This window comes from Salipaludibacillus sp. CF4.18, assembly GCF_051262595.1.
Lineage (GTDB): Bacteria > Bacillota > Bacilli > Bacillales > Salisediminibacteriaceae > Salipaludibacillus > Salipaludibacillus neizhouensis.
This window is the reverse complement of sequence record NZ_JBIMEV010000005.1, coordinates 32,707-56,230: the sequence shown is the minus strand read 5'-3', so window position 1 is coordinate 56,230 and position 23,524 is coordinate 32,707. Positions and strand designations below refer to the sequence as shown.

At 38.1% G+C, this 23,524-nt stretch carries 20 protein-coding genes; 4 read left to right on the top strand and 16 right to left on the bottom strand.

Annotated elements, in window-relative coordinates:
- Window positions 1-73 precede the first annotated feature (73 nt).
- The 3 genes from mobA to ACHABW_RS05185 all read right to left on the bottom strand — a co-directional run bounded on the left by mobA (window position 74) and on the right by ACHABW_RS05185 (window position 2,957).
- A complete protein-coding gene (gene mobA, locus ACHABW_RS05195) occupies window positions 74-682 on the bottom strand; it encodes a molybdenum cofactor guanylyltransferase (RefSeq protein WP_435754374.1) in 609 nt (202 codons plus the stop codon).
- Window positions 683-706: 24 nt separating this feature from the next.
- Window positions 707-1,498 carry a formate dehydrogenase accessory protein FdhE gene (locus ACHABW_RS05190; RefSeq protein WP_435754373.1) on the bottom strand — a complete coding sequence of 264 codons (792 nt, stop codon included), beginning with the start codon at window positions 1,496-1,498 and terminating at the stop codon, window positions 707-709.
- Between the two features lie 127 nt (window positions 1,499-1,625).
- Complete coding sequence (locus ACHABW_RS05185; RefSeq protein ID WP_435754372.1) at window positions 1,626-2,957, bottom strand: arsenic transporter; 1,332 nt, start codon at window positions 2,955-2,957, stop codon at window positions 1,626-1,628.
- Window positions 2,958-3,403: 446 nt separating this feature from the next.
- Between ACHABW_RS05185 and ACHABW_RS05180 the strand changes: the two genes are divergently transcribed.
- Window positions 3,404-4,183 (top strand): hypothetical protein, encoded by a 780-nt coding sequence (locus ACHABW_RS05180; RefSeq protein WP_435754371.1) that lies wholly within the window; start codon window positions 3,404-3,406, stop codon window positions 4,181-4,183.
- Between the two features lie 98 nt (window positions 4,184-4,281).
- On the opposite strand, the gene ACHABW_RS05175 is transcribed toward ACHABW_RS05180, so the two are convergent.
- Window positions 4,282-4,920, bottom strand: a complete 639-nt coding sequence (locus tag ACHABW_RS05175; RefSeq protein ID WP_435754370.1) for a hypothetical protein — start codon at window positions 4,918-4,920, stop codon at window positions 4,282-4,284.
- A 164-nt stretch (window positions 4,921-5,084) separates the two neighbouring features.
- Window positions 5,085-6,755, bottom strand: a complete 1,671-nt coding sequence (locus tag ACHABW_RS05170; protein WP_435754369.1) for an O-acetylhomoserine aminocarboxypropyltransferase/cysteine synthase family protein — start codon at window positions 6,753-6,755, stop codon at window positions 5,085-5,087.
- Between the two features lie 145 nt (window positions 6,756-6,900).
- Here ACHABW_RS05170 and ACHABW_RS05165 point away from each other — a divergent pair, with 145 nt between their 5' ends.
- Window positions 6,901-7,680 carry an HAD family hydrolase gene (locus ACHABW_RS05165; RefSeq protein ID WP_435754368.1) on the top strand — a complete coding sequence of 260 codons (780 nt, stop codon included), beginning with the start codon at window positions 6,901-6,903 and terminating at the stop codon, window positions 7,678-7,680.
- Between the two features lie 352 nt (window positions 7,681-8,032).
- Here the strand turns inward: ACHABW_RS05165 and ACHABW_RS05160 are convergent, their stop codons facing one another.
- The 7 genes from ACHABW_RS05160 to ACHABW_RS05130 form a co-directional block, all read right to left on the bottom strand.
- Window positions 8,033-9,904, bottom strand: coding sequence for a PTS fructose transporter subunit IIABC (locus tag ACHABW_RS05160; RefSeq protein ID WP_435754367.1), 1,872 nt, complete (start codon window positions 9,902-9,904; stop codon window positions 8,033-8,035).
- A 5-nt stretch (window positions 9,905-9,909) separates the two neighbouring features.
- Window positions 9,910-10,830 carry a 1-phosphofructokinase gene (pfkB, locus tag ACHABW_RS05155; RefSeq protein ID WP_435754366.1) on the bottom strand — a complete coding sequence of 307 codons (921 nt, stop codon included), beginning with the start codon at window positions 10,828-10,830 and terminating at the stop codon, window positions 9,910-9,912.
- Window positions 10,808-11,581 (bottom strand): DeoR/GlpR family DNA-binding transcription regulator, encoded by a 774-nt coding sequence (locus ACHABW_RS05150; protein ID WP_435754365.1) that lies wholly within the window; start codon window positions 11,579-11,581, stop codon window positions 10,808-10,810. The genes pfkB and ACHABW_RS05150 overlap by 23 nt, the downstream gene beginning before the upstream one ends.
- 505 nt (window positions 11,582-12,086) lie before the next feature.
- Window positions 12,087-12,521: a DedA family protein gene (locus tag ACHABW_RS05145; protein WP_435754364.1), complete on the bottom strand. Its 435-nt coding sequence runs from the start codon at window positions 12,519-12,521 to the stop codon at window positions 12,087-12,089.
- Window positions 12,522-12,850: 329 nt separating this feature from the next.
- On the bottom strand, window positions 12,851-14,062 hold the full coding sequence (locus tag ACHABW_RS05140) for a PQQ-dependent sugar dehydrogenase (RefSeq protein WP_435754363.1): 1,212 nt from the start codon (window positions 14,060-14,062) through the stop codon (window positions 12,851-12,853).
- A 347-nt stretch (window positions 14,063-14,409) separates the two neighbouring features.
- Window positions 14,410-15,636, bottom strand: a complete 1,227-nt coding sequence (locus ACHABW_RS05135; RefSeq protein ID WP_435754362.1) for a Mur ligase family protein — start codon at window positions 15,634-15,636, stop codon at window positions 14,410-14,412.
- Between the two features lie 2 nt (window positions 15,637-15,638).
- The gene (locus ACHABW_RS05130) at window positions 15,639-15,770 is read right to left on the bottom strand and encodes an alpha/beta fold hydrolase (RefSeq protein WP_435754361.1); all 132 of its coding nucleotides are present in this window, start codon (window positions 15,768-15,770) and stop codon (window positions 15,639-15,641) included.
- 548 nt (window positions 15,771-16,318) lie between these two features.
- On the opposite strand from ACHABW_RS05130, the gene ACHABW_RS05125 reads away from it, so the two are divergent.
- Entirely contained in the window at window positions 16,319-17,176 is an 858-nt protein-coding gene (locus ACHABW_RS05125) for a DegV family protein (RefSeq protein ID WP_435754360.1), read from the top strand.
- A 272-nt stretch (window positions 17,177-17,448) separates the two neighbouring features.
- Window positions 17,449-18,348, top strand: a complete 900-nt coding sequence (locus tag ACHABW_RS05120) for a DMT family transporter (RefSeq protein ID WP_435754359.1) — start codon at window positions 17,449-17,451, stop codon at window positions 18,346-18,348.
- Here ACHABW_RS05120 and ACHABW_RS05115 read toward each other — a convergent pair.
- The 4 genes from ACHABW_RS05115 to ACHABW_RS05100 all read right to left on the bottom strand — a co-directional run bounded on the left by ACHABW_RS05115 (window position 18,325) and on the right by ACHABW_RS05100 (window position 23,375).
- On the bottom strand, window positions 18,325-19,776 hold the full coding sequence (locus ACHABW_RS05115; RefSeq protein WP_435754358.1) for an aldehyde dehydrogenase family protein: 1,452 nt from the start codon (window positions 19,774-19,776) through the stop codon (window positions 18,325-18,327). The genes ACHABW_RS05120 and ACHABW_RS05115 overlap by 24 nt on opposite strands.
- Before the next feature lie 88 nt (window positions 19,777-19,864).
- Window positions 19,865-20,917 carry a homoserine dehydrogenase gene (locus ACHABW_RS05110; protein ID WP_435754357.1) on the bottom strand — a complete coding sequence of 351 codons (1,053 nt, stop codon included), beginning with the start codon at window positions 20,915-20,917 and terminating at the stop codon, window positions 19,865-19,867.
- Window positions 20,918-20,942: 25 nt separating this feature from the next.
- Window positions 20,943-22,142: a cystathionine gamma-synthase family protein gene (locus tag ACHABW_RS05105; RefSeq protein ID WP_435754356.1), complete on the bottom strand. Its 1,200-nt coding sequence runs from the start codon at window positions 22,140-22,142 to the stop codon at window positions 20,943-20,945.
- A 21-nt stretch (window positions 22,143-22,163) separates the two neighbouring features.
- On the bottom strand, window positions 22,164-23,375 hold the full coding sequence (locus ACHABW_RS05100; RefSeq protein ID WP_435754355.1) for a M24 family metallopeptidase: 1,212 nt from the start codon (window positions 23,373-23,375) through the stop codon (window positions 22,164-22,166).
- Between the last annotated feature and the right edge of the window lie 149 nt (window positions 23,376-23,524).

The following is a 23,524-nucleotide window of genomic DNA, read 5'->3' as shown; positions in this document are numbered from 1 at the left end:
TCATATAGAAAATATCCATTTATTTATCCCGCTCTATCTAAACTGAATCTCATAATTTTTTATTTCTAGTTCCTCAAGGCTTACTCTTTTGGCTTTTAACCCAGGAATAATCTTCAGGATTATTCATATTAAAAAACAACTTTTCAATTTCTTTTTCGGAATAACCAGCTTTAAGAAATTCTTCTTCAGTGACAAACCTTGAATTTATCTGATTAAACACGTCTCGTAAACGCAATTTATTCTCTTTCAAGCTTTGTTCAATAGTCGGTAAGACACGTCGATGATACAAAGCCATTAACGGTTGTGCTCTCCCATTAATTAAAGGAATGACAGCATCACACGCAGTTTGTTTCAAGCTATGAAGCAGTACCTCAACAATCTTCTCCTCAAAAAAAGGAAGATCGCAAGCGACAATTAAATTCCAGGAGTGCCTTGAGGCTGCTAATCCAGCCTCAAGTCCCGCAAGTGGTCCCCTGTCCTTTTCATTGTCTGTTACTATCTGAACATCCGGAAATTCATATGTTTCCTTGTCATTTGTCACAAGAATGACTTCATCAACGATGTTTAATAGTCGCTCCAATAGTCTCACTATCGTCTGTTCACCATTAACTGTCAGCAAAGCTTTATTCGTTCCCATTCTGCTTGACTTTCCACCAGCCAAAATTATTCCCGCAATTTCCATAAACATACCACCTTGCCATAACCATTATATGTCTTTGCCAAAACCTTCTTCTTGAGCGACAAAATCTAAATGTAGCGTTTCAAGATCGAGAAGGGCAGCAGATTTTACTTCTGTTTGATCTATCATTGTAATAAGTTTCAAGTAATTATTGCAAGTACGGCATACTTCGATTTTTGCTCGGTTATCTTCTAAAATACTTATATAAAAAAGGTTTCCTTTTCTGTCATCGCCACAGTGAACACAAGATACCTTATGTTGCTTCCATTGCGTTTCACAACGTGAGCAACATAAATACTTCTGTTCATTGCTAGCCAGCTTCGCTAAACGATGTGGTTCCCCACAACAAGGGCATGTGCCCATCACGTCAAATTCATTGATGAAGGACTGAGACAATACAGCAACCCCTTGCATAAATGGCCGTAGCGCATGTTCAGCTAAAAATTGAGGAAGCCATGGAGACAGTTGTTTTTTTTCAGCTAATCCTTGGAAATATTCCGTGTTAAAGGTGATTGCATGTTTAATCCACGAGTAAACATCTTCCTCTGTTAGATTCGTTGTTAAGCGGTTTAATTCCTCTTTCAACTCATTTTGATGAGAAATTAAAATAGTTTCGACTTTTTTTACTGCCATCAAATACAGACCAGCTGGAACTGGCGTATATTTAAGTTGTGATAGTACCGGCAGTCCTGCATTTAAATCTTCTCGTCTAATAGTGAAGTCCATGCTCAAAACTATCGAATTGCAAAGTTGTTTCTGATGAACGGATAACTGTTTTTGTAATTCCATGTATTCTTCAGATACAACATTCGGATTCATCAAACACCTCCTATAAGAGAAGCACTATTACGCAAAATCTGGAAATATTAAAATCTTCTCTCTCTTCTTATTATAATATCTAAAGGCCCTGAAAAAAGTAAATTTTACTTTATCAGAGCCTTTCTTTTTACATTATCACAATCATCCACAAATACAATCCGGTTAGCGTAATAAACAGTGTAGGGATAGTCAGGATAATTCCGACTTTAAAATAGTATCCCCAAGAAATCTTTACTCCTTTTAAAGCCAAAACATGAAGCCATAGCAATGTAGCTAACGAGCCAATTGGGGTAATTTTTGGACCTAGGTCTGATCCTATGATATTTGCATAAATAAAGGCATCTTTCATGGAACCCGTAATGGTGGCGTCTTGTATCGCTAGAGCGTTAATCATCACTGTAGGCATGTTATTCATGATTGAAGAAAGAATGGCCGCAATGAATCCCATCGAAATGGTTCCGATGAACATTCCTTGATCTGCCGCTCCTTCTAATACAACTGCTAATACATCTGTTAACCCGACGTTTCTAAGTCCATAAACAACGACATACATGCCAATCGAAAAGACAACAATCGCCCATGGTGCACCTTTCATAACGACTTTAGTATTTACAGCGGGGCTTTTTCTCGCCATAAGTAAAAAGAATATGGCTATCGTACCGGCAACTAACGATACTGGAAAAGTCGTTGGCTCTCCAGAGATCGGACCTGTTATAGTGATAAACTCACTAATAAAATATCCAGTTAGCAATAAACCTAATACGTACCATGATAACTTGAACATTTTAGGATCTTTAATAGCCTCTTTAGGTTCTCTTAGCATTGTCATGTCATAGTTCTTTGGAATGCTCTTACGAAAATAAAGATAAAGTACAAGAATACTTGCTCCTAATGCAAAAAAGTTCGGTACAATCATGTAGGACGCGTATTCCACAAATCCAATTTCAAAAAAATCAGCAGAAACGATATTCACTAGATTACTTACTATTAACGGAAGTGAGGTAGTATCTGCAATAAAACCACTTGCCATGATAAACGGTAATATCATCGCATCTTTGAATTTCAATGCTCTTACCATTGCTAAAACGATCGGTGTTAATATTAAAGCTGCTCCATCGTTTGCAAAAAAAGCAGCAACCACTGCTCCAAGAAGCGAAACGAGTATGAACATCTTTATGCCGTTACCTTTCGCAACTCGTGCCATGTGCAAGGCGGCCCATTCAAAAAATCCGATTTCATCGAGAATAAGGGAAATAATAATAATGGCGATAAATGTAAGCGTAGCGTTCCATACAATCCCCGTCACTTCCCCGACATCCTGAAAAGAAACAACCCCTGCTAAGAGGGCAAGAATCGCGCCTATTGACGCTGACCACCCTATGGAAAGCCCTTTAGGCTGCCATATAACCAGCACGAGGGTGAATATAAATATTGCAGAAGCAAGAATAATAGCTGTCATAATGTCCACGTCTCCCTTTATTAAGTTTATCCCTGTTCATTATATTAGCAATCCTTTATATAATCAACTGTTTATATACAAAAGTATTTTTGATTTTACTACTAGTACAAATTAAAGGGTCTCCTTGTATTTTTAATTAATTAACTAAAAAAATACTATAGTTGGATGAAAGGTAGTTCAAAATATATTCACATGAGAAATAACTCTGAATCATGGTCATAAAAGTAGTTTCTAATGATAACTACATAAGCCTTTATGCCTGTAAGTATGTATTTTCTTCTATAGTTGAGGTATACATATAATCATCATGGTATAATGAAATCACTTTATTTTTTCTTTTAAGAAGGGTTGATTGTTAACAGGCAATTATTCAAACTTATCGCCATCACTTCTTATGAAGCTTATTTTATAATAGAGATGATTAACAGAAATTATGAGGTGAATATATGCACAAGAATAAGGTTATTATTTTAGCAATTGGAACGGTGATCCTGATTGCTCTTTCCATTGCCATGTTTTATCTGGAAGGACAGGGTCCAAACAGTATTTCAGACACAGGACCAGAAGTGTCTCAATCAGGAAATGAGGAGAACCAAGAAACATCTGAACAAGAAAGCACTTCCTCAACTCCGGAGGGGAACATTAATCAGGGGGATGATACAGGACAGGTAACTGATAATACGATTGAAGGAGAAGGACAAGACACATTACGAAGGTATGCTAAAGAGTCAATAAGTGAATCTAATTTCACTTCAGAGTCAAGCAACCTTACGCAAGAATCCCTGCTAAATCAATCGAAACTCGCCCAAACCTATTACTTGAAACAGGAGGAAAGTACTATTGGATCTGAGAATATCGAAACAGAAGCAAAATTGATATCCCTCGAATTGATAGGTTGGAAAGAACATGCGGAAGAAAATTATTCTTTTACATATTCTTTTGATGACTTTATAGAGTTTTTAAATCAAGAAGAATATCTTGAAGAAGACAGCAATGAACCTAATGATATCCTTTTAGAAGAATTAAAAAAAACCGATGAAGATCTTTACCATCGACAATTGGAATTACAATACCTGAAACCTTTTATTTGGGATTCAATTGAATCAGAAATAGCTCCTGAAGGCAATACCGAAGACAACAATAATAAATATTTTAATGACATTGAGGAGCAAATCCTCGGCAAAATTTTTGAAGAAAATCCTCAATTAATTGAAGATGACAACTAAACTGAAAAACTCGAAAGAGCGAAGACGAGCTTATTCGATCCCCTTCGTTCAAGAGGAAGCAAAAAGGAATTCTCAAAAAAACTTGAGAATTCCTTTTCTTATTTAGGAATAAAGTTATTAAAGTTAATTTCAAACTCTACTTCATTACCAGGATTCATTTCTTGTTCAACACGAACAGTTGCAGAAGAAGCGAAATCTAAATCATCCGTATGAATAAAGATTGTCTCCATCATTCCGCTTTCTTGGATTTCTGTAGTAATGGGTTCGATTTCTTCATCTTTTTGCAGGAATGAAACGTGGTACTCCAATCCTTTATTTTCACTAAATCGAACATGAACAGGAAGATAACGATCTGAAATACGCTCCGTCATCTCCTCAGCTACCGGTTTTCTGCCATAATGATCATACACAGCTCGAGATTCCTTCATGACTGTAAGATATGGGGTCTCTATGTACGCAAACGCAACATCTGCATTATTTTCCTGTGATTGCGACGGTAATAAATAATTCTCTATAAGTTCCAAGCTATTCGTGCCTCTATCGATTGCCTCGTTAATCTCTTCCTTAGATAAGTGATAGAAGTAAACTTTATTCTCAAATGATTTTACTAGATCCCCGTTTACCTTATTATTCTGTAAATCAGAAATCACCCCTTCTGAATGTTCCAAAAGAAAAAACAATCCTCCTGTAAGACAAATAGACATTATCATCATACTGATTATCATCTTTTTAAACATGTGTATCCCTTCCCTTGTTACCTATTATACAAAAAAAGGGACACCCAGTGAAGAGTGACCCAATAAAGTGTGAAAATTACCTGGCAATGAATGCGCCCACAACATATTACGATTAAGATGCGGAGGCACACTCATTACGTCAAAAAGGCAACTCTTTCTTGGTATTACAAAATCAGAAATGACTTTTCAGTCTGACTATATGTGGAGGCAACCTTTTCACTAGCGAGCACAGCTACAGGGTCTGATCCTTTTAATATATCGGTCAGTTCAACAGAATCGAGTTGATCCGACATTAAGTAAACATAATCTATCTTTACACTTTGTGGTGTCATGTATTCTGAAAGTGCATGTTTTTCTTCTGATACGTTGAGCGTAATGATTCGGTACCCAAGTCGTTCCCATGGCTTCATCTCTTTAGTTGTATTGTTATCCGAAATAACTAGAATTACTTTTCGTCGTGGACCTTCGTCCGTATGTTCAATTGCTGAATTTTTTGCTTGCGTCAACATTTTCTGAGTATCGTCCTGGTCAAGTGCAGGCTGGTGTCCAGTTGCTTGAAATAGCGCTTGGTTCAAATCCTCATAGATATCTTCCAAATCCTCTAAACCAACGGATAGACGAACAAGATCCTCTGTCACTCCAGTTGTCTTTAGGTCTTCGCTTGAAAGTTGAAGGTGAGTTGTACTCGCTGGATGAATAATCAAGCTTTTAGCATCACCTACATTTGCAACGTGTGACCAAAGCTTCACATTACTAATGAGTTCTCTTCCAGCATTCAATCCGCCATCGATACCAAAATTAACAATCGCACCATATCCATCGTTTAAATACTTTTTTGCTTGTTGATGAGAAGTATGATCTTCCAACCCAGGATAACTGACCCATTTAACAGCAGGATGCTCTTGTAATTTCCGTGCTAAAGCTAACGCGTTTTCTTGATGTTTTTTTAATCTTAATGACAATGTTTCGAGACCTTGCATCAGCTGAAACGCATTGAAAGGGCTAAGGCATGCACCTATGTCACGCATGAGTTGCACACGTAACTTCATAATGAAAGCCATATCTCCTAGATCCCTTGCATATACAAGACCTCCATAGCTTTCATCAGGTTCATGGAACTCAGGAAACTTTTCCTTATTCCAATCAAATCTTCCGCCATCAATGACCACTCCACCAATGGTTGTGCCATGCCCTCCTATCCACTTTGTTGCAGAATGGATGACGATGTCTGCTCCATGCTGAAGAGGCTTACAAAGTGGCGGTGGCGCAAATGTATTATCTACAATTAAGGGAATATTAGCCTCATGGGCAACATCTGAAATCGCTCCAAAATCTAGTACATTAAGACTTGGATTTCCTACCGTTTCTGCAAAAACGGCTTTTGTATTTGTAGTAATTGCTCGTTTGACTTCTTCTGGATTAGTTGAATCTACAAAAGTTACATGTATCCCGTACTTTGGTAGCGTTACCTTAAATAAATGATAGGTTCCACCATATAAATTAGCCGCTGATACAATGTGGTCACCTGCACCGGCAATATTTAGTATCGTCATTGTAATTCCAGCCATACCAGATGAAGTTGCTAAAGCCCCAACTCCGTCCTCAAGTATTGCCATTCTTTTTTCGAATGCATCAACAGTAGGATTCATAATTCGACTATAAATATTCCCAGGCTCTTGCAAGGAAAATAATTTTTCAGCATGATCGGCATCATTAAAAACATAGGAAGTTGTCTGGTAAATAGGAAGAGCCCTCGCACCGGTAGTTGGGTCCGGAATTTGTCCCGCATGTAATAGCTTTGTACTAGTGCCTAACTGGTTAAACTTTTCAGTCATTGTTACCATCCTCTCTTAATAAGTATCACTCGTAATATTCAACAAAAAAACAGAAATTCCTTTTTTATTAGTAATAATGATTTACAGATGTCGTGCAATTCTGTACGCTATCTTTAAGACATTTGTTTCAATATAGGAGGACAACATGATTAAAGCTATATTTTTCGATTTGGATGATACATTATTATGGGATGAAAAAAGTGTTAAAAAGGCTTTTGAAGCAACGTGTGAATATGCTGTGAAAGACTTCGATGTAGATGCTTTGACTTTAGAGGAAGCTGTTCGAAAAGAAGCCCGAACACTTTATGCCGGTTTTGATACATATGAGTTCACAAAACTTATTGGCATTAATCCATTTGAAGGACTATGGGGAGAATTTACTGACGAAGGAAAAGATTTTGAAAAGATGGCTGAAATGGCACCTGATTATCAAAAAAATGCGTGGATAAACGGTCTTAAGGCAGTCGGGATTGATGATAAATCATTAGGAATAGATCTTGCTCACCGCTTTCCAAAAGAACGCAAAAAGTTTCCATTCCTGTTTGAGGATGCGATTGAAACATTAGAAAAATTAACAAAAGACTACAAGCTTCTAATGTTAACCAATGGTTCACCTCAATTACAGAACATAAAATTAGAGATTACCCCTGAACTCGTTCCTTATTTTGATCAGGTTATTATTTCCGGTGCTTTTGGAATAGGAAAACCAGATAAAAGTATTTTTGAGTATGCATTAAATGTAATGGATGTAAAACCCGAAGAAGTTCTGATGGTAGGCGATAATTTAATGACAGATATACTAGGTGCAAATCGAACGGGAATCCCCTCTGTTTGGTTGAATCGTTTCGAAAAAGAGGCTACTGACGTAAAGCCTGATTATGAAATAAAAACGTTACATGAAATATTTTCATTGTTGAAGGCTTAATATAAGAAAAACGGCAGAGCCGTCTTTTATTAAATACAGCGTGATCTTTAGCCACCATCATTTAAGTATCAAGGGTGGGTTTCCCTTGATACTTGTGGCGTAAAGATAGCTGCCAATTTTATAAATTCTTATCTCTTAAGAAAAAACGCGTAGCGTCTTTTGTTAAATACAGCGTCAGCTTCCGCCGCCCCGAGTAGCACCTACGAAGTCTATGTAGATGCTACTCGAAAGGAAGGGTGGGTTTCCCTTGATACTTGCGGCGTGAAGGTAGCTTCTAATTTTATAAATTCTATCTGTTTAAAAAGGATGTGGCACCGGTCAAATTGACCAGTGCCACATCCTTTTTTAAAACTTATACTGTTTTCTTTTTGAATACGCCTAAAAGCACTGCTGTTAATGCCGCTCCTGCTATAATAGCCAGAAGATACATTGGCCAATTGTTAACTAATAAAATAACGAAGAGCCCTCCGTGTGGTGCTTCTGTTGCTGCCCCAAATAACATGGCTAAACCACCAGCTAATGCTGAACCCGCTATGATAGAAGGAATAACACGGAATGGATCTGCTGCTGCGAATGGTATTGCCCCTTCTGTGATGAAAGAAGCACCTAACACATAGTTGGTTTTCCCTGCATCTCTTTCTTGGTCAGTAAATTTATTTTTAAAGAATGTCGTTGCTAAAGCAATTCCAATTGGTGGAACCATACCACCTGCCATGATTGCAGCATGTGGAGCTAGGTTTCCAGCGTCAATCATAGCAAGACCAAATGTAAATGCTGCTTTGTTAATTGGTCCACCCATATCGACTGCCATCATTCCACCTAATAAAATTCCAAGTAATACGATATTTCCTGTGCCTAAACCTGAAAGCCAATCGACTAAGCCATTTTGAATGGCAGCCAACGGTGTAACTGCATAGAACATAATAATTCCAGTAATTGTAATTCCGAATAATGGTAATAGTAAGATTGTTTTAATTCCTTCTAACGATTTTGGAATAAAAGAGAACAAACGTCTTAATCCGATGACGAGATAACCAGCTAGGAAACCTGCAATAATACCGCCTAAGAATCCTGCATCGCCATTTGCCGCCATTAAACCACCGACCATACCCGCTGCAAAACCTGGGCGATCAGCGATACTCCTAGCAATAAAACCTGCAAGAACAGGAATCATTAAGAAGAAAGCATTAGCTCCACCAATGTAAGAAAGCATTTCTCCAAAAGGAGTAATCGTACCTTCTACTGGATCTTCAAAGAAAAACGAAATAGCAATAAGGATACCGCCACCTACTACAAATGGTAACATATTGGAAACACCGTTCATTAAATGACGATAAAATGCTGAACGCTGCCCTCCTCCTCCACTTGAGGAGCTTTCGCCACCTTTACCTGTTCCTTTATAAACAGGTACATCTCCGCTTACGGCTTCATTTAACAACTCGGCAGGACGACGAATACCCGCTGTAACAGGAGCCTCAATTAGCCTTTTACCTGCAAATCTTTCTTTCTCCACATGTGTATCTGCTGCAATGATAACAGCTGTTGCACGTTTAATATCATCATCGGTCAAGCCGTTTCTTACACCGTCAGAACCGTTTGTTTCTACTTTAATATCAAAACCGAGCTCTTTCGCTTTCGCTTTCAAACCATCTGCGGCCATATACGTATGTGCAATCCCTGTTGGACAACCAGTAACACTAACGATATAAGGTCTTTCTCCACTTGTCGTTGCTGGAGCTGATTCTTCTTCATCTTCAGAATCTAATTTCTCTTTTTCTTTTAAGTCTACAGCATCTAAAATATCTTTTTCTGAACGCGCTTCCATCAAAAGTCTGCGGAAGTCTTCATCCATTAGTAATGTCGAGAGACGGGACAACGCTTGAAGGTGAACATCATTTGCTCCTGCACTTGCCGCTATCATGAAAAATAAGTGACTGTTCTCGCCATCAAGTGCATCATAATCAATCCCCGATTGAGATCTGCCAAATACAATTGCGGGCTCAATTACCTCTTTACTTTTAGCGTGAGGAATCGCAACACCCTCGCCAATTCCAGTTGAACTTTGGCCTTCCCGGTGATGTATTTCCTTTATAAACGCCTGCTTATCTCGAAGATTCCCGGCGCCATCAAGTTTATCAGCTAATTCCTCAATGACAGCATCTTTTGTTGTTGCTGTAAGATTAAGAATCATCGTTTCTTTTTTCAACAATTCCGTTATTTTCATTATATTCACCCTTCCTCTCTAGTACGAACACTTATTTCTAGCACAAGTTCCTCAATTTTATCTAACGTACAAAATCCTTCTGAGAATGCTGTAGCACTTCCCCCAGCAACACTGTATTTAAAAGCTTCTCTCAAAGACGAAGTTTGCAAATAATAATAGATAAAACTAGCAACCATAGAGTCACCTGCGCCTACAGAATTTCTTACTGTACCTTTAGGGACATTTGCTGTGTAGATAAAGTCCTTACCTACGAAAACAGCGCCTTCACCTGCCAAGGAAACGAGAACTGCTTGCACGCCTTCTTCCACAGCTCTTTTAGCTAATCTAATTGCATCGGTTACACTTGTAATTTTTTCTCCATACAAATCTTCCAATTCAGCTTGATTAGGTTTGATTAAAAAAGGTGATGCTTGAATCGCTTCTTTTAAAGGAGCTCCACTAGTATCTAGAAAAGTAACAACCTTTTTCTCTTGAACTCGTGCAATCATTCTTTTATAAATATCACTTGGTAATACTGATGGAACACTTCCGGAAAGGACAAGAATATCGCCCTCTTTTAAGGAATCTAATTTTTCTAAAAGTTTTGTTATATGCTTTTCTGTTATTTCCGGCGCTTGTCCGTTAATTTCAGTTTCCGCATCCATCTGAAGTTTTACATTTATTCTGGTTTGACCTGCAGTTTCTATAAAATCAGTAGTAACCTTTTCTTTTCTCAGTTCGTCCTGAATAAATTCTCCCGTAAATCCGCCAATAAATCCTAACGCCTTGGTTTCGGTATCAAATGTTTTAAGTACTCTAGATACGTTAATCCCTTTGCCGCCTGGCACGGTCCGTTGCGCTACTGCCCGATTCGTTTTACCAATCGACAGGTCGTTAAGTTCAACTAAATAATCCACAGAAGGATTAATCGTTACGGTGTAGATCATTGTTTACCACCTCCACTGTCGTTTCTTTTGCGAGTCGTTCTAAATATTCGGCATTCTCATCCGCAGAAGTAATGATTGAAGCTTGTTCTAACCTGGCGAACTTTGCAAAACTAACTTCACCAAATTTAGAGGGATCTGCTAGTACGAAAGCTTCGTTAGATTGTTCAATAGCAAGCTGTTTTATTTGAGCCTCTTCAGGATCAGGGGTAGAATACCCGAAATCCAAATCAATTCCATTTGTTCCGATAAAAGCCTTGTCAAAACGGAATTGCTGAATCGTTTCTACGGCACCTTTACCAACAAATGCATTAGTACCAGATTTAACATAACCGCCAATGACATATGTTTTAAAATTTCTTTTAATGGCTTCTTCAATAATGTTAAAACCATTTGTCACGATAACAATTTCTTTCGTCTCAATGTATGGAAGAATCGCTTGTGTTGATGTACCTGCATCGATATAGATAGAGTCACCACTTTTAATGAAATTAGCCGCCTTTTTCCCGATTTCACGTTTTTCTTCTGCAAAGTATTGAACTTTTTCGGTCATGGAAGGCTCTTCTACTTTTCGTTTTTTGAGTGAAGCTCCCCCATGAATACGCTTTAATTTTTGTTCGTTTTCAAGTATAGTCAAATCTCTTCGAATAGTAGATTCTGATGCACCTGTTGCTTCGACAAGGGCAGAGAGATTTGCTACTTTTTTTTCTTCTAAGAGCTGAAGGATTATCTCATATCGTTCAAATGTAAGCATTATTGATCACACCTTCTTATAAATTTTATAATACACGCATAAACAATCAAAATCAACCATAAATAATCAATATCAATAAAAAAGTTTTAAAAACGATCGAAATCATTCATGGTTTATCATTCGTTCGTTTCAAACAAATTAAAAGACACTGAAAAAAATCAACTTTTTCAGTGCCCTTGCTAATTATTAATGTATCTATTTTCTTCCAAATACACTCTATTCAATCCTTTTATCATTATACTATTTTTAGCTGAACCATTGCCCGTGAAAAGAGTCCATCTGGAGTGGCCTTCTAGTAACTCTATTCTAATGAACAAACAAAAATATAAGAAAATTCCCTTCCACTATGAGGATATTTTAGCCGATGTTTGATTGGACTGATCATACTTCTTTTTCCGATATATCCTAAACACAATATACAGTAAGATTATTGCTCCAAGAGTGGAATAGACGAACCATTGCATTTGTTGAAAGCGTTCAACCATTACCACAACATTACCAAGGGTTAGAACATAAGAACTGATAGTGGATAAAATCCGATAAAAGTTAACCCAGCAAACTTGAACTTACTCATCTTGCCAAGTCCCGCAATATACGTTATATAACCCATTCCTATAAACCGACCGACCGCAATCATCCAATCTCCATAGCGATCAATCCATTTCTGAGCAAACAAAAGCTTTTGCTGAGGAATCTTTCTCCGGACAAATTTATCATACCTGATACTTAAAAAGTAAGGAATAAAGCTAACTAATACATAAAACAAAGAAGTAAGTATGGAGAAAAAGAGGATTTCTCCCCACCCTGGGTCTAATAAATAACCATAAATAAGCACAAAGATAGCTGCTGGAAATGGGAATGACAATGCTTCTATTGCAATACCGATAAGAAGTCCAATCCATCCTAATTCTCGTAAAACATCCAGAATAAAATTTAACATTTTATAAACTCCTCATATTTGTTTTTAAGAGGATGTCCAAAAAGATAGTTTTTTTCCTTTATAAACATCCTCTAAGCAATGAGCGCAGCAGCTGTATTGTCTTAGGCCTTGTCTGAGTGGTATTCTTATAACAGGCGAGCTGCGTGTGTAGCATTGTGCATACCTTTTTGAGCAAACTCTTTAAGAGCTAAAATTTTAATATATCGTTTTTAATTCCCTTTTTTTTGAAAACTAATCCTTTTAAACTTAATTTATAACTAGTTATAAATGGAAAGGTCTAGAGCGTATGTCAGCTATATTAGCATTTGCTACACGCTCTAAACCTTTCCTTATTCTTTTAAAGTCAAACGAAGTAACCGGTCATCATTGGTTCTCGGTGTTCCTCTTCCATCTGTATTATTCGTTAAGAGGTATATCTCTTTCTCTTCGACTTTAACATCCCTTAATCTTCCCTCTCCTTCAAAAACAACCTTCATTTGATTCTCAGTTTGATCAAAGAAATAAAGACTTTCTCCTCGAAGCCCAGCTACTAGTAAGTTATCCTCCCAAAAAGCTATGCCAGATGGGGCCCATGTTTCTTCTCCCGAGTGAATCAAAGGAGTTTGCATTCCATCTTCAGAATTATCCCCCTTAATTACTGGCCATCCATAATTAGTCATGGGTTTAATAAGATTAATTTCATCTTTCGCAGTTGATCCATGTTCTGAACTGTATAGTTCCCCTTCATCGTTCCACGCCAATCCTTGTGGATTTCGATGACCAAAGCTATATACATAGGAATTATCAATTGGATTATCTTCAGGAATATCCCCATCGACAGTCATTCTTAAGATTTTCCCAGCTAAACTATCTTCATCTTGCGCAAGACTCGGTTCATCTGAATCTCCTGTTGTCACGTATAATAAATCATCAGGACCTACTGCAATCCTTCCACCATTATGAATGACTGATCCAGGGATACCATCTAATAAAATACCCGTCTCCACCCATTCATCATTCTCTTTTGTTATCGATATAACACGATTTTGTAAGGTCCCACTCTCTCCTTCAAATGTGTAATAAGCATAGCCTTCAGAAGAATCCTCAAAGTCTGCTGTTAGCACAAAACCAAGTAAACCCCCTTCTCCTTCACTAGTAATTTCTGATGAAGTTTGAAGTTCAAATTCTTCAATTAATCCATCTTTCCATTCTAAAATATGTCCTTCACGGTCTGTCATATAAATTGTTCCTTCGTGAATCTCCATTGCCCAAGGTACCTCTAGATCTTCAGCAAGTGTTTCCACCTCCCAATCATCTGTACTAGCTTCCCTTAGAGAACTCTTTATTTGATCTTCTTTTTCTGAATTAGTACCTTCATTATTTTCTCCATTCGTTTGCACATTGCTTGTTTCACTAGATGTTTCCTCATTAAGAGTAGGTGCCTTCACTTCATCATCGGGGTCTTCCGTGGTACACCCAGCCAAAACTAGTATTGATATACATGGCAGCAAAAATCTAAATACATCAATAACCTTCTCATCTTTTTTAAAATAGAACATCATAAGAACAACCGCCTCCCTTTGTACTTTCCAATACCCATATAAAGTAACCATTAAAACGAATGAAGAAAACATGGTCCGAATCTATACTTTCTGACCTAAAAAAAGACTGAAAAAGTTATCAACTTTTCCAGTCCCTATATTTAAAGTTAAGAATTTATAAGTTGACAACTATCTTTACGCCGCGCGTGTCAAGGGAAAACCAGGTATTGTATTGATCTCATTAATATAGACACGGTCACACTTACTCATAGTCCCCAAGTACAGAACAATTAATTTCTGTCATATTCGTAACCATTTTTTCCACAACGATCTTTAAAGCAAACTGCTGTACCAAAGAATTAAAACGATCATCGATGATCGTATTCCAATCGATGTTTTACAGGCTCAATTTTTTTAACAGGCTGGATCATTTGTTTTAACGACATACCCATTTCTAATCCAATTGCCAAAGCTGCTAAAATATTATAAACATTATGTTTTCCTAGTAGTCTTGTCCTGAACTGCTCCTCTTCCCCATTAACAAGTCGTACTGTAAATGAAGTACCTTTCGGACTGAAGGCAATATTGGTAGCACGAAGATCCACATCTTCCTCGTTCACTCCGTAATATACCCTTCGACAAGGGTTTTTTGCCTGATGAGACATGATGTTTTCATCATCTTTATTCAATATTGCCACACCATCTTTTTCAGGTAGTGTTTCTACTATCTCATGCTTTGTTTTCTTGATCGTATCTAATGTCTTAAATGTTTCTAAATGTTGCTCGCCAATTGCTGTCAGAATACCATACTTCTGATTGACAAGTTCACAAATTTCCTGAATATCGCCTTCTTGCTTCGCACCCATTTCAGCAATAAGAATATCATGGTACGGCTTCAATTGCTCATTAATAGTTCTCGTTACACCAAGCTTTGTATTATAGCTTTCAGGTGTCATCAGGACATTAAATTTATCTGAGAGGACTGCATGAACAAAGTGTTTAACACTTGTTTTTCCATAGCTTCCGGTAATTCCGATAACCTTTAAATCAGGAGAAGTATCCAACAATCGTTTCGCATCTTTTACGAAACCCTCGCTGATTTTTGCCTCAATTGGCCCATTAATTGTATTTGCCAGACGTACAACATAAAAAGGTAATACTGCGACTAGTGACAGGAAGATTATCGTTACTGCCAAGCTTGCCATCGTACTTAGTATAATTGCTGCCGCTGCCATGAGACCATATATGATATAAGTCGTGGAAAATAAACGCTGAACCCTCGGCGTTATAACAAGCTTCTTTTTCTGAGTCGGCTTTGTTTTCCAGAACACAACAAATGTCAGTACAAACACGACCGTTGCAGAGATAAAGGTGATGTTTATCGAATCAGATATGATTGCTAAGATTACTGGCAAAAGATAGCTGATTTCTAAAAGGTGAAAAACCTTATCTCGGTTACTCCCCATCCATTTTGCATATCTCTCGTTTCGATATGAATTTAGTTGAAGCATGTGCACACTTTGTTTTGACTTTGTTGTCACCGGTAATCCCCAAGCAACAAGCAGCAATATAAATAATACCATCGTTAATATCATATTTACGTACTCCTTCGGTCATCTTCAAGAAATTTATTCACAATCACATTAAATTGTTTCAGCTGATCTAAATAAGCATAATGCCCGGCATTTTTCAACACAACTAAGCTAGCGTTAGGGGTCAATTCTTCCATTCTCTTTCCATCTTCTACCGGTGTATCCTGATATGTTTTGGGGAGCGCTCCACTTATTCTTGAACAAGCAGTTCCTCTTTTATGAATGTAATGGCATCTTTTCTCGTTTCAATTCGTAACAAAAACTATTTTTTGTACATAAATATCCGCATACAATTTTAGCATATAATAATCGTACAAAGAAGGTAGCAGATGTGACCAATTTAATATAAAACAACAATCTTCTTGTTTTATATTAAATAAAGCGTTTTTTCTTATAGATTGTTGTTTTAGTTTGAAATGCTTGGCTTGAATCAGCTATAGACGGATCCATCGGCAACACCCTTCGCTTTATCGATCATTGCTATAGAAAACCGGAGTTTACGAAAGTAACAAAAAAGGAATATATTAGGACCTGTAATTAGTACTTGGTATTAATTAAAATAGCTAGTATAATATAAGAAATTAAACATTTTGTAAGAACTCACGCTGAATAGCCTTAAAACCTAATTAATAAACTCTTCATCTCATTATATACTGACTCTATTATAAGAAAGTAGGATATAGTAATGACTAAAAAGAAAATTGCTTGGGTAACCGACAGTACTGCATATATAACGAAGGATCTACTCGACCATCCTGACGTGTACGTTTTGCCATTGGCCATTATATTCGATGGAGAAGCATTTGATGATGGGATCGATTTATCAACTGATGAATTATATGAGCGTATTCGTACAAATAAGGAAATTCCAAAAACCTCTCAGCCTGCTGCCGGCAGATTTGCTGAATTATATGAAAAATTAAGCGAGGAATACGAATCTGCTGTCGCCATTCATATTTCAAGTAAATTAAGTGGAACTCTTGATAGTTCTGCTTCTGGCAGAGACATGGCTGGATTTGACGTACAAATAGTAGACTCTTTTTCGATGTCTTACGCGATTACAACTCTTATTTATAAGGGAATGAAACTAGCTGAAAAAGAACAGTCTGCAAAGGAAATAAGAGAAACACTTCAAGCAGAAGCAAAGCGATCTGAAAACTATATTCTACTAGGAAGTCTCGATCAATTTTATAAAGGTGGCCGTATGTCCGGGACTCAGTTCCTAATCGGCAACATTCTAAAAATCAAGCCGATCATTCGTATTACTAAAAACGGTGAATTTGAATTATTTCAAAAGGTTCGTTCTGAGAAAAAGGCAACGAACCGAATGCTAGAATTACTCCAACAAGCTTTAGAAAAAAATCGTATTGATCAAGTTCAGATTATGCACGGTAACGTTCTTCACCGGGCAAACGAAATAAAGGAAATGATCAATACTCAATTCCCCAAATTGGATACCTTTGTTGGAGAAATCAGCTCTTCCATCGCTGTTCATGCCGGGGAAGGAACGACTGTTTTAATTTGGTCTAACGAGGAGAAATAAAATAAAGTATGGGTTCTTAGTTTGAACAGGGCCGTACTCGAATTCGCTTTAGGTGTGACGATTTCCGTGGCCAACGCCTCAGCCATTACTTTTTCCGTGGGAGTCGCCCACCTTTTTTTCAGGTTTCTTTTCCAAAAAGACGAAAATTTTATGATAACAAAGCTATTATTTATAGCATGGACAGACTGATAAGTCTATTCATGCTTTTTTTGAATTTATCTGTTAAGCTAAGTTTTGATCTAGTAAACGAACTGTTGTAAGGAGGGAAGCGTATGAGTCCACGACTCGCATATTTAATGGTCATTCTCGGTGCAGCTCTTTGGGGGGTTACTGGATTATTTGTCCAAAACTTATATACATTTGAATTTACACCATGGGAAGTTGTCGGCATTCGCCTCATCTTCTCGGCAATAATTATCTTTTTCTTTTTATTTTTCACGAAACGTTCTCTTCTTTACATACAATTTCGCGATCTTCCATTCTTCGTTGGAACAGGAATCATAAGTATTGCATTTTTTAACTTTTTCTTTTTTACAGTTATGAATGAAGCAAATTTATCATTAGCTGTTGTGCTTTTATATACCGGACCAGTGTTTGTGACGCTGATTTCACGGTTTACTTTCGGCGAACCTTTTTCATTAAATAAAATATCTGCATTAATCGTCATGCTCGCAGGTTGCAGTTTAGCCGTTGGACTTTTCCCTTTCGGTCAATCCTCTGTAGGAATATCGACAATTCTATTTGGGATTGCCTCCGGTTTTTTCTATGCCCTTTACAGTATCTTTGGCAAGTACGTTAGTGGGAGATATAACACGTTGACCATTACTGCTTACTCGATGTTTTTTGGAGCTTTATTCTTACTTCCTACAAGTCAGTTATGGAATAAGACCCAGCTCTTTTCAGAACCGGCAGTAATCTTTAATGGTATTGGGTTAGCTATTTTTGCCACAGTCGGTGCTTATGCATTGTACACTTTTGGTCTCACTTATGTGGAATCAAGCCGTGCTGCGATTCTATCAACCGTTGAACCTGTAGTCGCCATTTTTATTGGCGTAGCTGTATTCCGGGATATTCTCAGTCTATGGCAAACATTAGGTGTTGTTCTTGTACTGGTTTCTGTGTTACTAACAGTAAAAACACGCAAGGGATCACATCCCCCACGTGTTACCTAACTTAAAACAAACAACCTTTGGCTCTGTCATTTCCTCCATAGAGAATTTCACACCTTCTCGACCTAATCCGGAACCTTTTACTCCACCAAAAGGCATCTCGTCGATCCGATAGTCACTGCTATCGTTGACCATGACACCGCCAACATGAAGTTTTTGAACCGTATAGAAGGCATCATCTAAATTTTTCGTGAATATCCCTGCTTGTAAGCCATACTCAACTTCATTCGCACGCTTTACAGCTTCTTGAATGTTTTGAATCGATTCAATGATGACAACTGGACCAAATATCTCTTCATAATAAACTTTAGAATCATGCGACACATTTGTTAGTACAGTTGGGTCATAAAAAGCACCATCTCTTGTGCCTCCAGTTTCAAGTGTAGCACCTTCCATCAATGCTTCTTGCACCCACTCCTCGACTCGAATTGCCTCTTTTTCCTGAATAAGCGGACCCATATCCGTCCATTCTGACATTTTATCTCCTACTTGAAGCTCTTTTGTCCTCTCAATAAATTTTTGCAGAAATGTATCATAAATAGCTTCTTCCACATAAATTCGTTGAACACCGATACAATTTTGCCCTACGGCTGAAAATGCTCCTGATACTGTTGAAGCAACTGCTTCAGTTAAACACGCATCATTTAAAATGATCACCGGGGAGTTTGATCCCAATTCCATACTTATTTTTTTCAAACCAGCTTGGTGAGCAATATGCTTGCCTGCTTCTAGTCCTCCCGTAAACGAAACCATTTTTACAGCCGGATGCGTCACCAACACTTCCCCTATTTCTCTGCCTGCTCCTGTAATTACCGAAAGAAATCCTTTTGGAATGCCTGCCTGATCAAATGCTTTTGCTAGCATAATCGCACTTAGTGGTGTCACAGATGCCGGTTTTAAAACAATTGGATTTCCTGAAGCAATTGCCGGACCTATTTTATGAGCGACTAAATTTAAAGGATCATTGAACGGCGTGATTGCTCCAATAACTCCAATCGGGAAGCGGTAGTAATACCCTACTCGATTTTCACTGCCTTCCTTTTGATCAAAATTGATGGTTTCCCCTTTTAATCTTCTTGCTTCCTCAGCGCTTATCCTTATCGTTTGAATTGCCCGTGAAACTTCTCCGCGAGATTCCGTTATTGTTTTACTCCCTTCAAGTGAAATCGTTTCTGCAAACAAGTCGTGGTGCTCCTGCAAGTAATTTGCTGCACTCGTTAATACTCTAATCCGTTCATGTACGGGCCAGGAAGCGAGATGTTGAAACGCTTCATCAGCCTGCTCTATTGCAGAGATCATGTCATCCTTACTCGCTAAAGGCACCTTCGCAATGACTTCGTTATTTTGCGGATTAACTACGTCAAATGTCGCTTTTCCGGCTTGCCACTTTCCTGCTATAAACATTTTTTCTGACATTATTTTTGTTTGCATTCTTATTACACCACCTTTTATTTATTAGGTATGTTAAAGCTTACTGATTTTACTAATATCAGCACTGATCGATAACATCGTCTATTTATTAAATATTCAGTAATTTCCTCTCTTTTTGATAATGAATAAGATCAATGAGTAATGAAAATCCTGTTTCTTTTAAACCAGCTCCTGCACCCGTTAATAAAATAGGACCAGACAAATCACATTCGTAAACAATCGCATTAAGAGCACCACTTACTGTCGCTAAAGGGTCATTCTCATCCAGCAATTCAAGTCCAACACTTGCATCGACTGTTCCGTTGTTCGACTTCAGTCTAGACACTAGTCGCCATCTTTTCTTCTGCTTGATCGCTTCAAGCAACATTTCCCGGGTAATACTTGTCATTCCCGAACAAACAACGTCTTCCGAGGTAAGCGGATAATCTAAGACAACATTCGCCAGGATCACTGTTTTATATCGAGCATCATAACCTTCTACGTCACTTGTCGGATCAGCTTCCGCATATCCTTTTGTTTGCGCTAGTTTTAATGCCTCCTCGTATTCAAGTCCTTTTTCCATTTCCGTCAACATAAAGTTAGTAGTTCCGTTTAAAATTCCTTTAATCTCAGAAATTTCATTACCGGCAAGAGTGGTAAATGGAAGGCGTAATGCAGGGGTACCACTCATCACAGTTCCTTCAAATCCCCAAAACCGTTGTTTATCTTTGGCTAAAGCAGCTAGTTCTTTGTATGCTAAGGCTACAGGACCTTTGTTTGTCGTCACCACGCTTTTTCCGTATTCAAAAGCTGTCCGACAATGATCAATTGCCGGCTGACCGGTGGTGACATTTGTAAATGCCACCTCCACAATCACATCAGCATTTGATTCCTTTATTGTCTTAAAACTATCCCATCCTTTAATTGTAGTAGGACTTTCCGGGTATTTCTCAACATGGTTCCAAGTTTCAACAGTATCCAGGAGCACTTGGGGATCGAGCCCATTTGGATCGTAGACAGAACCTTTCATGACATCAGACACAGCTACAATTCGAGTATCCAAATCATGCTCCGAAATAAGTGAGCCACGCCTTTCTATAAGAATTTTCACTAATGCCTGACCAACGCCTCCAAAACCGATAAACGCTAAATTTACTGTCATTTTAAATCCCCCTTCACTTCAATCGTTATACTTGAACATGAATGTGTTTAGGAAGAGCTTGAAAAGCCTGTTCTAAATCTGCAAGCAAATCCTCACTGTCTTCAATACCTGCTGAATATCGAATAAGTCCTTCAGCAATCCCAACTGCCGCTCTTTCTTCAGGCGTGCATTCAACATGACTTGTCGTGCGGGCCGGCCCAACAATTGTTTCCACCGAACCTAAATTTGCTGCTCGATTTGCGTAGGTCAGTTTAGGTAGCAGATGTCGAACAGTATCCACTCCGCCTTTCACTGCAAAACTAAGCATCCCGCCAAATCCGTTCATTTGTTTCTTTGCGATATCATGTCCCGGATGGTCTTCAAGTCCCGGATAAAAAACATCCTCTACAATATCAATCGTTTTTAAATAGGTTGCTACTTTCATAGCATTTTCATTTTGACGAGCGATTCGCAGTTGAAGTGTCTTCATTCCTCTTAATAAGAAATAAGCGGACATAGGATCGAGAGTGGCTCCATTAATTTCACGGAAATGATACACTTGTTCCACTAATTCCTTTGATCCACATAAAGAGCCGCCAAGAGCATCGGCATGCCCCCCCAGAAACTTTGTTGCACTGTGAATAACCAAGTCTGCTCCTAAAACTAAAGGATTTTGGTTAATTGGCGTAGCAAACGTATTATCAACAACGACGATTGCACCTACTGCTTTTCCTGCTTTCGCCATTCTTTCAATATCTGTTATTTTCACAGTTGGATTGGTTGGTGTCTCCAAATAAACAATATCGCAACCCTTAGCAATTTCCCTTTCCATTCCCTCGTGATCACCTGTATCGCATAGCGTTACGTCAACTTTTTGTCTTGGCAAAAATTCTGTAAATATTTTATTCGTTCCTCCATAAGAATCTTTGATCGAAACAATTCTATCACCTGGTGTCAGGAAAGTAGCAAGTGTGTTGCTAATCGCTGCCATTCCAGTTGAGAAGCTTGTTGCCGCTTCTGCACCTTCTAAAATTCGTATCTTTTCCTCGAAAGCCTGAACCGTTGGATTCGTGTTTCTTCCATAAATATGCCCTTCTTTTTTACCAAGCGCTACATCGTACCATTCATCCATGTCATCATAACCAAACGATACACTATGGACGACCGGTACTTGTGTCGCTCCAAAAGCCAGATAATCCTTTTCCCCTGCCCAAATTGATTTTGTTCCATTTTTAATGTTTTTCATCTTAAATATCCCCCTTTTTTATTAGCTGATTTCCTCACCTTGCTGTTGGCTGATCATAAAAGGATGCTGGATGACCAACTCCCTTGGAAAAGTCGTAAACGTTTCACAGCCTTCATCCGTTACTCTGAACGTTTCACTCATTTCTACTCCACATCGATCAAACCATAACGCTGGTATTAAGTGAAAGGTCATATTTGGCTGTAAAACGGTTCGATCCCCTTTTCGAATACTCGCCGTATGCTCGCCCCAGTCTGGTGGATATCCTAATCCGACCGAGTAACCAAGTCTCGCTTCTTTTTTTATACCGTACTTGCCAATACTATTTCGCCATACTTCTTCTAATTCCCCACAAGTCACACCAGGCTTTGCTTTTGTCAAAACTTCATGGATTCCTTCCTGCACAATCGGAATGATTCCGTCTAACTGGGAAGATGGTTTCCCTATATTGATCGTTCGTGCTAAAGGTACATGATAACGTTTGTAACAGCCTGCTAATTCTACGATCACTGAATCCCCTTCTTCAAACTTCCTATCTGTCCAAGTGAGATGTGGAATGCCCGTATTTTTACCGGATGGCAGCAAAGGAACAATTGACGGATAATCGCCGCCGAAAGCATCGGTACCAGAGATCATATTGTAGTAGATTATGGCTGCGGCATCACACTCTCTCACACCAGCGCGGATTCTTTCTACCCCTTTATACATTGCTTGATCAGCAATAATCGCTGCTCGTTTCATATATTCTATTTCTTGATTAGATTTAATAATACGCACTTCATTTACGAGAAGATCTCCATCAACAAAAGTTGCGTTTGTAAGCGATGCTTTTAATTTAAGAAAAGCTTTTGCCGAAAAATAATAACTATCCATCTCTACACCAATTCGACGATTCCCATGTCCTATTTGCTCTATAATTTCTCCGAAAAACTCCATCGGATGATGTGTATCGGATTGAACATAATAATCAGGATAAGCAATAATATTCTGATCATATATCCAGGTTGTCGCTTTGGCACCATTAGCATCCTGAAATCTTCCTAGCCAAATAGGCTGAGGCTCATCAATAATAATCACTACCATTTGATGAACATAAAACGACCATGCATCATACCCTGTTAAATAATTCATATTAGCCGGATCGGTTACGAGCAGTACATCAATACCCCGACTCTCCATTTTCACCTTTGTTTCATTCATACGTTTTTGATATTCTAAAATATCAAAAGGTAGCATTCCATTCACCTCTCTTTTTTAAGTCTGAATATTAGGACTTTTCTTTTTCTTACTCTCAGTCTATTCCAATTCACTTCATTATGTAATGTACAATGTGTATGAAGTTTTATCATCGCCTTTTATACAACTTTAGGAGAGATTTCCTGCCA